At 62.2% G+C, this 15,237-nt stretch carries 14 protein-coding genes and 1 tRNA gene; 8 read left to right on the forward strand and 7 right to left on the reverse strand.

Annotated elements, in window-relative coordinates; translation table 11 throughout:
• Positions 1-65 precede the first annotated feature (65 nt).
• The 3 genes from HV793_RS03735 to HV793_RS03745 all read left to right on the forward strand — a co-directional run bounded on the left by HV793_RS03735 (position 66) and on the right by HV793_RS03745 (position 2,862).
• Positions 66-1,130, forward strand: coding sequence for a GlxA family transcriptional regulator (locus HV793_RS03735; protein ID WP_175212693.1), 1,065 nt, complete (start codon positions 66-68; stop codon positions 1,128-1,130).
• 138 nt (positions 1,131-1,268) lie between these two features.
• Complete coding sequence (locus HV793_RS03740; RefSeq protein WP_088142960.1) at positions 1,269-1,802, forward strand: hypothetical protein; 534 nt, start codon at positions 1,269-1,271, stop codon at positions 1,800-1,802.
• Positions 1,803-1,899: 97 nt separating this feature from the next.
• Complete coding sequence (locus tag HV793_RS03745) at positions 1,900-2,862, forward strand: bifunctional GNAT family N-acetyltransferase/nucleoside diphosphate kinase regulator (RefSeq protein ID WP_175212694.1); 963 nt, start codon at positions 1,900-1,902, stop codon at positions 2,860-2,862.
• Between the two features lie 67 nt (positions 2,863-2,929).
• Here HV793_RS03745 and HV793_RS03750 read toward each other — a convergent pair whose 3' ends face one another.
• Positions 2,930-4,186, reverse strand: a complete 1,257-nt coding sequence (locus HV793_RS03750) for a D-amino acid dehydrogenase (protein WP_175212695.1) — start codon at positions 4,184-4,186, stop codon at positions 2,930-2,932.
• Between the two features lie 250 nt (positions 4,187-4,436).
• Here HV793_RS03750 and HV793_RS03755 point away from each other — a divergent pair, with 250 nt between their 5' ends.
• Positions 4,437-6,755, forward strand: a complete 2,319-nt coding sequence (locus HV793_RS03755; RefSeq protein ID WP_175212696.1) for a molybdopterin-dependent oxidoreductase — start codon at positions 4,437-4,439, stop codon at positions 6,753-6,755.
• An 84-nt stretch (positions 6,756-6,839) separates the two neighbouring features.
• Here HV793_RS03755 and HV793_RS03760 read toward each other — a convergent pair whose 3' ends face one another.
• From HV793_RS03760 to HV793_RS03780, 5 genes are all read right to left on the reverse strand, one after another.
• A complete protein-coding gene (locus tag HV793_RS03760; RefSeq protein ID WP_225588872.1) occupies positions 6,840-7,859 on the reverse strand; it encodes a Bug family tripartite tricarboxylate transporter substrate binding protein in 1,020 nt (339 codons plus the stop codon).
• A gap of 110 nt (positions 7,860-7,969) precedes the next feature.
• The gene (locus tag HV793_RS03765; RefSeq protein WP_054452198.1) at positions 7,970-8,749 is read right to left on the reverse strand and encodes an SDR family NAD(P)-dependent oxidoreductase; all 780 of its coding nucleotides are present in this window, start codon (positions 8,747-8,749) and stop codon (positions 7,970-7,972) included.
• 130 nt (positions 8,750-8,879) lie between these two features.
• Positions 8,880-9,815 (reverse strand): 4-hydroxy-tetrahydrodipicolinate synthase family protein, encoded by a 936-nt coding sequence (locus HV793_RS03770; protein WP_119450446.1) that lies wholly within the window; start codon positions 9,813-9,815, stop codon positions 8,880-8,882.
• Positions 9,816-9,855: 40 nt separating this feature from the next.
• Positions 9,856-11,076: a cystathionine beta-lyase gene (gene metC, locus HV793_RS03775; protein WP_175180760.1), complete on the reverse strand. Its 1,221-nt coding sequence runs from the start codon at positions 11,074-11,076 to the stop codon at positions 9,856-9,858.
• A gap of 217 nt (positions 11,077-11,293) precedes the next feature.
• Complete coding sequence (locus HV793_RS03780) at positions 11,294-12,253, reverse strand: LysR family transcriptional regulator (protein WP_175212697.1); 960 nt, start codon at positions 12,251-12,253, stop codon at positions 11,294-11,296.
• Between the two features lie 179 nt (positions 12,254-12,432).
• Here HV793_RS03780 and HV793_RS03785 point away from each other — a divergent pair, with 179 nt between their 5' ends.
• On the forward strand, positions 12,433-12,891 hold the full coding sequence (locus HV793_RS03785; RefSeq protein ID WP_054459352.1) for an Lrp/AsnC family transcriptional regulator: 459 nt from the start codon (positions 12,433-12,435) through the stop codon (positions 12,889-12,891).
• A 71-nt stretch (positions 12,892-12,962) separates the two neighbouring features.
• Here HV793_RS03785 and HV793_RS03790 read toward each other — a convergent pair.
• A tRNA-Gly gene (locus HV793_RS03790) sits at positions 12,963-13,036 on the reverse strand.
• 185 nt (positions 13,037-13,221) lie between these two features.
• Here HV793_RS03790 and trmB point away from each other — a divergent pair.
• Genes trmB through thiS form a run of 3 tightly spaced genes read left to right on the forward strand, consistent with a single transcriptional unit; the run spans position 13,222 to position 15,199 of the window.
• Positions 13,222-14,046 carry a tRNA (guanosine(46)-N7)-methyltransferase TrmB gene (gene trmB, locus HV793_RS03795; protein WP_175212698.1) on the forward strand — a complete coding sequence of 275 codons (825 nt, stop codon included), beginning with the start codon at positions 13,222-13,224 and terminating at the stop codon, positions 14,044-14,046.
• A complete protein-coding gene (gene pip, locus HV793_RS03800) occupies positions 14,046-14,984 on the forward strand; it encodes a prolyl aminopeptidase (RefSeq protein WP_054459347.1) in 939 nt (312 codons plus the stop codon). Before trmB ends, pip begins: the two co-directional genes overlap by 1 nt.
• Before the next feature lie 14 nt (positions 14,985-14,998).
• Positions 14,999-15,199, forward strand: a complete 201-nt coding sequence (gene thiS, locus HV793_RS03805) for a sulfur carrier protein ThiS (protein WP_054459345.1) — start codon at positions 14,999-15,001, stop codon at positions 15,197-15,199.
• Positions 15,200-15,237 lie beyond the last annotated feature (38 nt).

Raw genomic sequence — 15,237 nt, forward strand, 5'->3', positions numbered from 1 at the left:
ATCTAATATCTGCGTGTTGATTTTGTTCGATCTCCTGCGGAAACACCGCGCTCCAGACAGACATCATGGGTGCCGCTCCAGACAACTACCCTCTGCATGTGGACCTGCTGCTGCCAGCCGGCAGGCTGAATGGCCCCATCCATGCCGCGATCGATACTTTCCGCACCGCCAACGGCATTGCCCGCAGCCGCAGCGGGCAGGCGTCCGGCCATGTGGTGACTTGGCGCTGCGCGGGCGCGGCCCTGCCGGCGGGAACGGACTCCGCATCCGAACACCAGTGCTTTCTGCCGCCGGGCGCACCGGATTCGGCAACGGAGCGCGCCATCTTCGTGCCTCCGCTGGAAACGGTCTCGGTGCCGCAGCTGCGCGCCTGCGTCGCAAGCAACGAAACCGTGCTGCGCGAAATCCGCAGTGCCGTGGCGGATAAGCGCTATGTCTGCGCGGTCGGCACCGGCGTCTGGCTGGTCGCGGCGGCGGGCGTCCTGGACAGGATGCAAGCGCCCGTGCAATGGGCGTACCAATCAGGTTTCGCGCGCACCCATCCTGACCTGGCCATCGCCAACGATCCAATTGTCTGGGCCGACGAGCGCATCCTGCTGGCTGGCACCCCTTCATTGGCCTATGACTGCGTGCTTGAGCTGATGGACCGCGCAGGCATCGCCGGACTGGCCGGCGCCTCGCGCGACAAGCTCGTCTTCGATCCCGCGCGGCAGTTCATCGCCTCGACGCTGCCCATAGACAAGGTCAGCGGCCTCACGCGCGACAGCCCGCTATATCGGGCCGTCCAGTGGCTGCTGGCGCATGCGCAGGAAGCCGTGACGATAGGCGACGCCGCGCAGCATGCGGCCGTCAGCGAAAGGACCCTGGCGCGCCTATTTCGGATGCACCTGACGATTACGCCTCATGAATTCCTCACTGACGTACGGATGCGGAAAAGCCAGATGTGGCTGGAGGTGACGCTGCGCTCGGTGGAGGACATAGCCAATGACTGCGGCTATCAGGACGTCGCGGCCTTCCGCCGCGCCTTCAAGCGCAAGTTCGGCGTAACGCCGGCGGATTACCGGCGCGAGTACACGCAGCGCGGGCCGCGGGCGCGATGGAAGATGGAGCAGTATGGAAGCGAGGAGTAGCGGGCGGAGATATCCTGCGCCCTGGCGAAACTCGGGGCGGTCGCATGGGCATGCAAGAATACATGGCCCATGCCATGCGGGGGACTGGCTGCTGGGATCGCCAGGAATGCGCGTGGAACACTCAGGGACTCGAACACTATGGGAATTTCCGCGGCGGCCAGCCACCGGCTGCGCATGCTGCTCGGCGGAGCAGCTTCAATCGTCTTTGCCTGGTACTGCTTCCACGGATTGGGGTGGCTTGCGCGCAGGGTCGGGATAGTCCCGATCGTGCACTACGATCCGCCGGTAATCCAGTGGCTTCAAATCGGCGACCCGATATTTCAAAGCTGGTACCAGGTCCGCGTGTCGGAAGACTTTACGCTAGCCGGCCTCGCGCTGATTTTCCTGACCCTGGTACTGTCCTATTACGTAGCACGCGTGGCCTATCACCTCAGCTTCGCGAAGGTCTTTACCCGTTACGACCGTTGGTTTCTTGCGGGATGGATGATCGGCGCGCCCTTGATGGCCGCGCTGGGGCACATACTCGTCTTCATGGTGTTCGAGCATCCCTGGGCGCAGCGATGGCCCACGCTTTCCGGCGCAGCCATGCTGATCGCTTTTTCCGGGTCGGCGAAACTGTATGTGGATTCCTGGCAATGGATCATGCGCCGGCGCAGGGTTCATCCGATCTGACACGCCTCCCCGGCCTGGCACGCGGCGTCCTTTCCGGGCCTGCCCAGCATCCATCCGCATTCCGTCCTAAAATGCGCGGTTTGCCGAAAGAACCGTCATGGCCATCGCCATGAAGGGCTTTCATCCTTTACAAATGAGTGTGGTGAAGATGAACAAGCCTTTCATTTCGCTGTGCCCGGAAATCACCCGGACGCACGCGCTGACGCTGATGGATTGGTTGGAAGATGAGCGCGTGACCTGCTATCTGAGTGATTCGCGCAATGTCTCCCGTTTCATCGAGCAAGCCATCGATCGGACCCAGCTGCCGATCCTGACCCATCTGTTCAACCAGGGCGGCCGGTTCTTCATGGCCTATGACAGGCATGACGCCCCGGTGGGCTTCGTGCGCCTCGTCAAGACCGGCCCGGATTGCGAGATCGTCCTGGTGATCGGAGACTGCGACAACTGGGGCCGGAACCTGGGCGCCAGCACGATCCGCGAAGGCATGAAGCTGGCCTTCCTCGACATGCGGGCCGAAAAGCTCATCGCCAAGATCCACCCGGACAACGCGCGCTCGCTGAAGACCTTTCTGCGCAGCGGCTTTCTGCTTGAAGGCGAAACGCCGACACTGAAGTCGTTTTCCATGACTGCGGGGCGCTATCTCCGGCTCTTGCGCGAAGGCGCCGTTGTCGACTCCACCGATATCTACATCACTGAAATCGACAAGGCCCGGCTCAAGAGCCTGATAGAACTCGAGCAGGGTCCGACCATTGTCGAGCTCGAGCACGAGCTGGAGCGAGCCATCGTCGTCAAGCCGCAGCAAGTGGCGCGGGACGTGGTCACGATGAACTCCCGTGCCTTGCTGCAGCTGGACGACGAAGAGATGGAAGTGGCCCTGGTCTACCCTGAAGACGCCGACAGCAGCGCAGGAAAGCTCTCTGTCTGTTCCGATGTCGGGGCCGCCATCCTGGGCTACCAGGAGGGGGATTCCATCGATTGGCGGATTTCGGACCGGACCCGCCGGATCGGGATCAGGAAAGTGCTTTACCAGCCGGAAGCCGCGGGCGATTTCCATCTGTAGATCGGCGTTCGTCTGTTCGGCGCGAACAACCTCGACAGGGATGGCGAAACTTCGCGAGCCGTCAATGCTACCTTCGAAAGCGCTCGATCGTGAGTCCCTCGAGGTCGATTTCTGGCCTGCGGCCGCATACCAGATCCGCCACGATCCGAGACGTTCCGCAAGCCTGGGTCCAGCCGTTCGAGCCATGCCCGCTATTGAGAAACAGCCCGTCCCAACCGGAGCTTCCGAGAATGGGGGGGCCATCCGGCGTCATGGGGCGCAGGCCTGCCCAGAAGATGGCGTTCGCGTAGTCGATACCATTTGGGAACAGGCTACGCACCGCTCTGACCAGCACATCCTTGCGGCCCGCCTTCAATGACAAGTCATGGCCGACCAGTTCGGCCATGCCCGCCGCGCGGATTCTGTTGCCCAGTCGGGAAATCATGACCTTGTTGTGTTCATCCATGACCGACATATTGGGTGCTTGGTCAGCATCGGTCACCCGCGCGGTAATGGAATAGCCCTTGAGCGGATATACGGGAAGCCTGATCCCCAACGGGGCAAGCAATGCCGGAGCCTGGTTGCCCAAGGCGACAACCGTGGCATCAGCCTTCAGCGAGCCGCAAGAGGTCTCGGCGCCCACCACCCGTCCGTTCTCATGCAGCAATCGCCGCACATCGGTATCGAAGCGGAACTGCACGCCAGCGCACTGAAGCCAGGCGGTCAATGCCTGGCAGAAAACGTGGCTATCGCCGGAGGCATCGGACGGCAAATGAAGGCCGCCCGCGATCTTGGCGGTGGCGTCTCGCAAGGCCGGCTCGACCGCCCGCGCATCGCGTCCGTTCAACACACTGTGGGGAATGCCGAATTCCTTCAGTGCGCTGGCGGCAATATTGCCATACTGGCACTCCGCTTCGGTCTGGAATAGCTGCAACACGCCGCCCGCATGAAAATCGAAGGCGATCGGCGTCTCGGCCATAAGCTGTTTCAGACAAGCGAGGCTATAGTGAGCCACGCGCTGCATGCGCAGCTTGTTGACGCGGAAGCGCGGCGCGTTGCATTCCATCAGCCATCGCCTGGTCCAACGTAGCCTTTCAAATTCGGGCCAAAGCGAAAAGCGCACCGGGGCATCGGCTTGCAACGCCATCTTCAATACCTTGATCGGCATTCCCGGCGCGGCCCATGGCGCCGCAAAGCTCGGGCACAGACCGCCCGCATTGCCGAAGCTGGTTTCCATTCCCGCCGCCGAGTGGCGTTCCACAACTTCGACGTCATGGCCTTCGCGGCAGAGATAGTAGGCCGTTGTGGCGCCGACTACGCCGGATCCGAGGATGAGAACTTTCATGGGCGTGGTTGTCTTGGTCGATCGTGATGTCTGCGGCGTAGCCGGAAGGCGCTGCCCGGCGATGCCAGGCCGGACCGGATTCAAGAATAAAGGGTGCCGGAGTGAAATTTATTTCATTGTTTTGACGCCAATCCGCGCGAATGGAAAGAAAATTCACCAGCTGTATTGCTAGCATTAATGGCGTGCTGAACATTCGCAATCGGTCCGCGCCTTTGATATGCGCGGCCTTGGGCCGGAACCTCGTCAAATCATGTCTGAACAGATTCGCCGCTTCCCCTCGCTCTCTCATTGGGGCGCATTCACCGCGGTCACGCAAGGCGGCCGGCTGATCGATTGCGAACCGTTCGCCCGCGACAGCGCTCCCTCGGGCATCCTGCAATCGATGCCTGCCATGGTCCACTCGCCGCTACGGGTGAACCGGCCAGCCATCCGGAAGGGATGGCTGCGCGACCGGCACTTGTGCGACGGGAGCGAGCGCGGACGTGACGACTACGTTGAGGTCAGTTGGGACGAGGCCCTTGCAGCGGTCCATTCGGAACTCCAGCGAGTGAGGACAGAGCATGGCAGCGAGGCCATCTTTGGCGGCTCGTATGGCTGGTCATCGGCGGGCCGTTTGCACCATGCGCGCACCCAGACGCACCGTTTCCTGAACGCCGGCGGCGGCTTTACGAATCAGGCGGGCAACTATAGCTGGGGCACCGCGCAGTTCCTGCTTCCCCATGTGATCGGCACCTATACGCCGGTTACCGGCCGTGTGACGGACTGGAACAGTGTCACCAGTCATACGCGGCTGCTGATCGCATTCGGCGGCATGCCGTTGCGCAACACGCAGATCACATCGGGCGGCGCCGGGGACCATCCCGTGCCCGGGCAGCTCGAACGGGCGGTAGCCGCTGGCATGGAGCTTGTGGTCATCAGCCCGACCCGGGGAGATGTCCCTGCCGGCGTGCGTGCGCGCTGGATTCCCATTCGTCCCAACACGGACGCGGCCTTGATGCTTGCAATGATCCAGGCGCTGATCGTTGATGGCGTCCACGACGAAGCGTTCCTCCAGACCCACTGCGTTGGATTTCCGGCCTTGCGCGATTATCTCGAAGGCAGTACGGACGGAATCCCGAAGACGCCGGAATGGGCCCAGGCGATCTGCGATGTGCCGGCCGAGACTATCCGCGCACTCGCGCGTCAGGCACGCAACACTCGCACGATGCTGACTTGCGCGTGGTCGTTGCAACGGGCTCATCGCGGCGAACAACCGTATTGGGCAAGCATTGCGCTAGCCGCTGCGTTGGGGCATATCGGGCTGCCTGGCGGGGGCTTTGCGTTTGGGCATGCGTCCATGAATGGCGCGGGAAACCCGCGCATGGAGATCGCGGGACCGGCCATGGAATCGGGACGCAACCCGACCGGCTCGGTGATTCCTGTTGCCCGGGTCACCGACATGCTGCTGCATCCTGGCCAGCACTATGAATTCAATGGGCGGGAAGGTACTTATCCAGACATCAAGATGGTGTACTGGGCCGGCGGCAACCCCTTCCATCACCAGCAGGACCTGAACCGCTTCAGCCGGGCGTGGAGCCGGCCGCAAACGATAGTCGCCCATGAGATCTGGTGGACACCCATGGCGCGGCGCTCGGACATTGTGCTGCCGGCCACCACCACGCTGGAAAGAAATGACATCGGCGGATCGACGCGCGATCGTCACGTGTTCGCCATGCATCAGGCCCTGGCGCCGATCGGCTCCAGCCGCAATGACTTCGACATATACAGGGAACTGGCCGCGCTGGGCGGCTACGAGCATGGTTTTACCGAAGGCCGAGGCGAGATGGAGTGGGTACGGCATATCTATGAATCAATGGCCAAGGAATGGCGCGACTGCGGCCATATGGCCCCTGATTTCGATGCATTCTGGAGCCGCGGGTTCGTGGAAATTCCCGAGCCTGAAAAGCCATTCGTGCTGTTCGAAGAGTTCCGTCGCGATCCCGAGGAACATCCACTGCGTACACCGTCCGGACGCATCGAGCTGTATTCGGAAAAAATCGCCGGATTCGGTTACGCCGATTGCCCGCCCCACCCCAGCTGGCTGATGCCGGACGAATGGCTTGGATCACCCAAGGCTGCACGGTGGCCGCTGCATCTGCTCACACCGCAGCCCGCGGGCAAGCTCCATTCCCAAATGGATGGCGGCAAGGCATCGGTGGACCTCAAGGTCAATGGCCGGGAGGCCCTGCGCATTTCGCCGTTGGATGCGCAAGCGCGCCGCATCGGCCAGCATGATCTCGTCAAGATTTACAACGACCGTGGCGCGTGCCTTGCAACCGCGCTTATCGACGCCGACCTCAAGCCTGGCGTGGTGGCGCTGCCTACGGGAGCATGGTTTGACGCTGCCGACGAGGAGCTGGAGATACACGGCAACCCCAACGTATTGACGATAGACGTGGGCACTTCCCGCTTGACTCAAGGAAGCAGTGCCCAGTCCGCGCTGGTGGAGGTAATGCGCTGGGAAGAAGCCGCGCCTTCGGTCCGGGCCCTGGAGGTGCCGGCAATTGCCAAATTGGATCGTGCCGCATAGCCGTCTGGCCCGGGTCCGGACACGGCTTTTCCCAAGCGCCCGGAGCGCCCCTCGATGGGGCGCTCTGGTTCTTGGGAAAGCGCCTTATTCCGCGGTGATATTGGCCTGCTTGATGATGGCGCTGTATTTGTCCGTCTCGGCCTGGATGTACTGCGCGAAGTCCGCGCTGTTCCGGTAGGAGCTTTCAAAGCCGAGGTTGTCGAGTTGCTCCTTCATGCTGGCGGACGTCATGACTTTCTGCGTGGCGACTTCCAGCTTCTTGAGTATCGGCTCCGGCAACTTGGCTGGCGCCCACAAGCCATACCAGGAATAAAACTCGAAATTCTTCAGCCCGGCTTCGCGCATCGTGGGAACGTCCGGAAGCAAGGGGCTGCGCTTGTCGCCGGTTACCGCCAACGCGCGTATCTTGCCTGACTTGACCATCGGCAGCGAGGAGAGCATTGGATCGGCCAGCGCGTGAACCTGTCCGCCGATCAGATCAGTCAAGGCGGGACCGCCGCCTTTATAGAGGACGATCGGGATCTTCAGATCGGAAAGACCGCCTTCATATGCGAACTGCGCGATGGCGAGGTGCCCCGCCGAGCCAAAGCCCGTGGTTGCAAAATTGTATTTGTTGGGAGCTGCCTTCACCACACCAACGAACTCCTGCACGGTCTTCGCAGGGACATCGTTGTTCACGCTGAATATCAATGCGCCTTGCGCCAGACCGCTGATGGGGGTGAAATCCTTCACCGCATCGAAGGTCATCTTCTTCCCATAGAGCAGCGGGTTGATGTTGTGGATCGAGGCATTCAGGTACAACGTATAGCCATCTGCCGCCGAACGGGCGACCACGCCTGCGCCCACCATCCCGGACGCGCCTGCCCTGTTGTCGATGATGACCGATTGCTTCAGCTCCTCGCCCAGCTTCACGGCAAATATGCGGGCGAGGCCGTCGACGGAGCCGCCAGGAGGATGAGGCACCACGATGGTAATCGGGCGGCTGGGATAGGAGGCATCCGCCTTCGACTGCGCCTGTACCGAACCCAGCACGGCCAATCCACCGACAACTGCCGCAATGCCTTTCATGCAAAGGCGGCGAGAACGAATAGGGGTATTACGCATGACGAACGATCTCATTGAAAATGGTTGGGCAACGAATACCGCCCCCCCTCTTCGGCCCCGCAATAGATGAAAAAAGGCCGGCGTGGAAAGCGGGGATGATCGTAGGCGAATCAGTAGGTGCCTGGATAGGCTGCGCCGTCTATTAAGATATTCTGGCCGCATATATAGCCGGATTGGGCCGCGCAGACATATGCGCAAAGCGCGCCCAATTCCTCGGGCTCGCCGTAGCGGCCGGCAGGATTGTTGGATCCGCGCTCCGTCCACAGCTGTTCAAAACTCTTGCCGCCTGGCTCCAGCATTCCTTCTATGTGATGCCGCTGCGCATCGGTGGCGAAGACGCCCGGAAGCAGGTTGTTGATGGTGACGTTGTGCCGCACCGTCTGGCGGGCCAGGCCCGCAACAAAGCCCACCAGGCAGGAGCGCGCACCATTGGAAAGGCCGAGTTCAAGCTGCGGGGTTTTGACGCTGCGTGAAACGATGTTCACGATGCGGCCGAAGCGGCGTTCCATCATGCCGTCGACGACCCGCCGGATCATGTCGATCGGCCCGAGGGCCATGGCATCAAGGGCCGCATGCCAGTCGGACTGGGTCCACTGGCGGAAGTCGCCGGGCGGCGCGCCGTCTGCGTTATTGACCAGAATATCGGGCGCGGGACACGCCGCAAGCGCCGCCTCCCGCCCTTCATCCGTGGTGATATTGGCAACTGCGTATCGGACCCGGGTTCCCGTGGCCGCCGTGATTTCCTCAGCGGCCTGGGCCAGCGTGCTTTCCGTGCGCGCCGCGATGGTCACGTTGACGCCTTCGCTTGCCAACTGATGGGCGCAGGCGCGGCCCATTCCCTTGCTGCCGCCGAAAACCAGCGCGTGGCGGCCTCGAATTCCCAAATCCATAGCGTTTCCTATTGCAAAGGCGCAGCCCGATCCATGACATGAAATGGCCGGAAAGGAATTCAGTCAGCAGGAAGCCGCAAGGCGGACAATCTCCCGGCGCGCGTTCTTTCCGGCCCCATCCTGCAAGGGATCAGGCGGCCTTCAGTTGCAGCGAATTCCAGCCGTACTTCTTGTCCAGCCCCAGCGCCTTGACCGCGCGCAGGCCCTTGAGCAGAGGCTCTCCTTCCAGTGCGCGCAGCGGCTTGCGCAGTTCGCCTGCCGGCAGGCCCACGGCCTTCATCAGCGATTTGATGGCCACGGGGTTGATGGCCGAGTACGAGTAGTGCAGCAATTGCAGATTGCGCAAATAGGATTCGCGGAAGCTGAAGCTGACCTCGGGCGAGGTCCAGGGCTGGGAAATTTCCGTCAACTCTGCCGGCGCGATATTGCCGGTCATGTTGGCCGTGCCATGGCCACCCAGGCTCATGGTCGGCACGACCAGGCCCAGATTGGGCGAATCGCAGCACATCACGGATACGTCGGGCGCGCCGTATAGCACCTGCGCCACCTGGCCCACGCGCGTGGTGGATTCCTTGTGGACCACGTAGTTCGGGTGCTTGAAGATGCGCAGCAGCTGATCCCAGTGCAGATCGCTCTTGACCCGCGGCGGATTGTTGTAGATGCCCAGCGGCAGATCGGTGGCGTCGGCTATCTCGAGGAAATAGCTTTCGATGTCCGCTTCGGAGGCGCAGATGTAGGCAGGCGCTGCCAGAATGGCGCCATCGGCGCCGTTGGCCCGCGCAAAGCGCAGGTAATCCATGGTGGCCTCGGTGTTGTTGCCGGTGCAGCCATAGAAGAGCTTCATCTTGCCGGTCTTCATCTTCGCGGTTTCCACGATGATGTCCTGGCGCTCTTTTTGCGACAGCATGGAAACCTCGCCCGTGGATCCCATGATGAGCACGGCGCTGGTGCCGTTGTCTTCCTGGAACTTCAGCAGTTCGCGGAAGGCTTCGTAATCGGGACTGCCATCCTTGTTGAAGGGCGTAATCAGGGCCACGAAGGACCCGGTGATCTTCATCTTGCTCATGTGTATCTCCAGTAATGGACGAGTCAAAAATGGTGGAAGCTCAAACCGAGCGGGCGACTTCTTTCTGAGTATCTTGCTGCTGCGCGTCCTGGCAGGCAACCATCGCAGCCAAACCTTGCTTCAAGTCGGCGATCAGGTCTTCCGGGTCTTCCAGCCCCACATGCATGCGTACTGCCTTGCCCTTGTGAGGCCAGCGATCACCATGGTGCTTTCCCGGAGTGAACGGTATCGCCAGGCTTTCATATCCGCCCCAGGACACGCCGATTCCAAAATGATGCAAGGCATCGACAAAGGCGGCGACTGATTCGTCGTCGCTGGCGCGCAGGACTACCGTGAACAGGCCGCTTGCCCCCTTGAAATCACGCTTCCAGATGGCATGGCCCGGATGCGACGGCAGCGCGGGATGCACCACGGCCTCGACCTCGGCTTGTTGTTCCAGCCACTGGGCCACGCGGATTCCCGACGCCATATGCTTCTGCAGCCGCACGTCCATGGTGCGCAGCCCGCGCAATGCCAGGAAGATATCGTCGGGACTGGCCGTCTGGCCCATTTCCTGCGTCGTCTCCCTGACCTTGGGCCAGGTGGCTTGGTTGCAGGTCACCACGCCCAGCATGGCATCCGAATGACCCACGATGTACTTGGTCGCGGCATGGATGGACACATCGACGCCATGCTCAAAAGCCTTGAAGAACAATGGCGTGGCCCAGGTGTTGTCCATGACGACAAAGGCGCCGTGCGCGTGTGCGGCCGCCGCGATGGCGGGAATATCCTGGATTTCAAGCGTTTCGGAACCCGGCGATTCGACAAATACGACGCGCGTATTGGGCTGCATGAGCGATTCGATGCGCTTGCCGCAAGCAGGGTCGTAGACCTGTACCTCAACCCCGAAGCGGCTGAGCACGCGATCGAGGAAGGAGCGGGTCGGGGAATAGGCGCTATACGAAACCAGGATATGGTCGCCGGCCTTGAGCAATGCGGTGAGCGTCGTGGCGATGGCCGCCAGGCCCGAGGGAAAGACCAGGGAACGGTGTCCGCCTTCCAGGGTGGCCATGGCCTCCTCGAACGCGTGGGTGGTGGCGGTTCCATAGCGGCCATAGGTGGTGGCGCCCGGCTCTTGCGCGGCGCGGGCGCGCTTCATGCCTTCCCATTCCGCCATGCTGCCCGCGAGTATCGTCGATGCCCTGCAGATGGGGGTATTCACCAGGCCGCCAAAACGTTCCGGATGCCGGCCTGCGCTGACGAGTTGAGTGCTTTGCCTCATGAACTTCAATCTCCGTGGATGCACGGCCAGCGCTTCCAGGGGAAGTCGATGACCACTGATGACGTGATCAAGTCTATGAGGAGAGTGGGTGAAAACTCTTCGATTTTTTACCCCTTACGGAGGCAAAAAGAGAAAAATAATCACCGCCGAATCCTGACAATCTGGCGAAGGCGGACTGGCTAAGCCGGGTCAGCTCAGACCCGGGGGAGGAAAGGCCTCAGCTTCGGGCAGCGGCGCGCGCGCGTCTCGGCCTGCTTGCGTCAAGGGAATTCCACCGGCCCGCGCGTTCTTCGATGGTGGAGGGAAAAATCTCCAGGCAAAGCTTGTGAAGCGAACGCACGAATGGATTCGATTTCAGGAACATGGCTTCGCCGAAATAGATGGGAATCCTCGGCGCGTTGGGAAGCGCGATGCAGCTCAGGCGCCGATCCGACTCGTCGATGCACCACGTGGGAAGCAATGCGAAACCCAGGCCTTCATCGACGCAACGCTTGACGCTCATGCTGGTCGAGGTAGACACCGCGACCTTGGGCTGCTCGTTGCCGACCGACAAATAGTCCAATGCGATATTGCGGAGCATCTGGCCCGGTTCATATGTCACCAGCGGCCGCCCAAGCGCCCATTCCGGAATAGCCGTCTCATCGGCTGGCGCCGGCCAGCTCGACGGGAACGCCAGCGCCGGCTGGTAGTGGCAGATAACGCGCTGCGGAATCACGGTGTCGCCGAAATAGCGCTCGCTCAAACAGACATCCAGCGAGCCGTTGCGGATCAGCTCCGGCAGCGAGACGTCCTTTTCGTAGCCGACGATCTCGACGTTGGGATACATGCGCCGAAACTTCGTCAGCACCGGCGGCAGCAGGTAGTAGAAGATCGCGTGCGGCATCCCGATACGGATGACTGGCCGTTCCTTGTCGATCAGGTTGCCCAGGCGCGTCAGCATGACGTCGAATTCCGGCGCCAACAGCCGGTAAAGGCTGGTGCCGCGCGGAGTGAGCTTGATCGACTTGGCGCCGCGCCCAGCCACCACCAGCTTCTCGCCGACGCGCTGCTCGAGGCGCCGGATGTGATTGGCCACCGACTGGTAGGTGATGTTCAGCCGGCGCGCCGCGGCGGAATACGTGCCCTCCTGTGCGACAAGGAAAAAAGTCTGCGTGAGAGTAAGGTCCACCTCTTGCATCGCGCCTCCGGCTCGCCGGCTCAAATATAAAATTTCTTGTAGGTTTGGCTCGATGAATTGTATCGCCCCCGGGGGTAGCGGCCTATAACATCGACCTCAGGTTTGGCCTCCGAACCGCGCGGCGGCAACGGCATACAGGTATGTACGCTGCGCAAAAGGGAGGGTAAGTTGAGTGAGCCATGGACAAGAAAGATCGCTGCATCCTCGCGTTGCTTCAGACTGATGCGCGCCTCTCGAACAATGAAATCGCCGAACGGGTCCACCTGTCCCCGACCGCATGCTGGAAGCGGATTCAGCACCTGCAGGCGTCCGGCCTTATTCGCCGCCAGGTTTGCCTGTTGGACAACAACAAGGCGGGGCTGGGCGTGACTGTGTTCGTGTCGATAAAGACGAACCGCCATGACCTGAATTGGCTCGAGAAATTCTCGCTCGGCGTCAAGGATATGCCGGAGGTCATGGAGTTCTATCGGATGACCGGCGACACCGACTACCTTCTCAAGGTGGTGGTGCCCGATATCGCCGGGTTCGATTTCGTCTACAAGAAGCTCATCCAGGTCGCCGAACTGTTTGACGTCAGTTCGAGTTTTGCGATGGAGGAACTCAAGTACACCACGGCGTTGCCGCTTGACCATCTTTGATGCGCAGGCGCGGCAAGCCCCAGTCTGAGGGAATTGCATCCCAAACCGAGGAATTGGACGTGGCGCGTAATTGGAGCGGGTGATGGGAATCGAACCCACGCTTGAGGCTTGGGAAGCCGCCGTTCTACCATTGAACTACACCCGCTCGGGTGTCGTGCCCTCGGCGCAAAGCCGAAGCAGAGGCGGCGATTATAGCGCGCCTTTTTTCATCGCTGCTGGCCGGCGCCGCCCTGCTGCAACAGGCCCTCAGCCTCAAGGTTGTAAATATGTCCCCAATTTAGTGCATCTGGGCGACAGCGGCATGCCGGGCCTGCCACTACAATTCGGGCTATGAATACGAACACCCCCGAAAACAACCCCGCAGCCACCTCGGCCCCGGCTGCCGCAAGCGCCCCCGCGACGCCTGGCGGCGAGCCCTCGGCTACCGCCGTTTCCCCAGAAACGCAGGCGGCGCTGGCCAGTACCGCCCACGCTCCCAACAGCCCGGGCGCGACCCATATCCGCAGTTTCGTGCACCGCCGCGGCCACATTACGCAGGGCCAGCTGGCCGCACTCGAGCGCCTGATGGGCCAATGGTCCATTCCCTATGCGCCGCGCCGCCTGGATCCCGCCGCCGCCTTCGGCCGGCAGGCCCCGACGGTGCTGGAAATCGGCTTCGGCATGGGCGAGACCACCGAGAAGATCGCGCTGGCGCGCCCGGACGACAATTTCCTGGGCGTGGAGGTGTTCAACGCTGGCGTGGGCTCGCTGCTGCGCCGCATTGAAGACTCCAATATCCCGAACCTGCGCATCATCCAGCACGACGCGGTGGAAGTGGTGCGCGACATGATCGCCCCCGATTCGCTGGCCGGCGTGCATATCTATTTCCCCGATCCGTGGCCGAAGAAGCGCCATCACAAGCGCCGCCTGATCCAGCCCGCGTTCATCGCGCTCCTGGCCAGCCGCATCGCGCCGGGCGGCTACATCCATTGCGCCACCGATTGGGAAGACTACGCGGTGCAGATGCTGGAAGTGCTGGGCAATGAGCCGCAGCTTGCGAATACCGCGGACGGCTACGCTCCGCGCCCCGATTACCGCCCTCTGACCAAATTCGAGAACCGCGGCCTGCGACTGGGCCACGGCGTCTGGGACCTGATCTTCAAGCGAGTCGCCTGATGCTATACCCGCCCATCGAACCCTACCGCCAAGGCACGCTGGACACCGGCGACGGCCACCAGATCTACTGGGAACTCTGCGGCAATCCGCAGGGCAAGCCCGCCGTGTTCCTGCATGGCGGCCCCGGCAGCGGCTGCTCGCCCGTGCACCGGCAGCTGTTCGATCCGCAGCGCTACAACGTGCTGCTGTTCGATCAGCGCGGTTGCGGCCGTTCGCAGCCCCACGCCAGCCTGGAGAACAACACGACCTGGCATCTGGTGTCCGACATCGAACGTCTGCGCACCGAGGTCATGGGCGCGGAAAAGTGGCTGGTGTTCGGCGGGTCCTGGGGTTCGACGCTGGCGCTGGCCTATGCGGAAACGCACGTGTCCCACGTCAGCGAACTGGTGCTGCGCGGCATTTTCGGGCTGCGGCGCGCGGAGATCCATTGGTTCTACCAGGAAGGCGCGTCGTGGCTGTTCCCCGACCGCTGGGAAGAGTACCTTGCGCCGATTCCGGAAGATGAGCGCGGCGACCTGGTCGCGGCGTATCACAAGCGCCTGACGGGCGACGACCCGGCCGAGCAGTTGCGCGCCGCCAAGGCCTGGAGCAAATGGGAAGACAGCACCATCACGCTGCTGCCCAGCCCGCGCCACCAGCAAAGCCATGCCGCCGACCGCGCCGCGCTGGCGTTCGCGCGCATCGAGAACCACTACTTCGTGAACCGCGGCTTCATGGAAGAAGGCCAGCTGATACGCGATGCGCACAAGCTGCGCGGCATTCCGGGCACCATCGTGCAGGGGCGCTACGACGTCTGCACGCCCGCGCGCACCGCCTGGGACCTGCACCGCGCCTGGCCCGAAGCCGAATTCCACCTGGTCCCGGATGCGGGCCATGCGTTTGACGAACCCGGCACGTTGGCGCGGCTGATCGCCGCCACCGACGGCTATGCGCGATAACTGAGGAGACCTGCATGCACATCACCCTGAACGGAGACGCACGGGAGTTTCCCCTGGACACGACCGTGAACGAGCTGCTGGAAGCCCTGGGCTATGCCGGCAAGCGCGTGGCCGTGGAACGCAACGGCGAAATCGTGCCCAAGAGCCAGCACGCGCAGACCGCGCTGACGGACGGCGACCAGATCGAAATCGTGGTGGCCGTGGGCGGCGGCTGACACCGGCGCCGCGCTGAAAGACAGCCAAGACAAGGGCC

Source organism: Achromobacter aegrifaciens, from assembly GCF_902859965.1.
GTDB classification, from domain to species: domain Bacteria; phylum Pseudomonadota; class Gammaproteobacteria; order Burkholderiales; family Burkholderiaceae_B; genus Achromobacter; species Achromobacter aegrifaciens.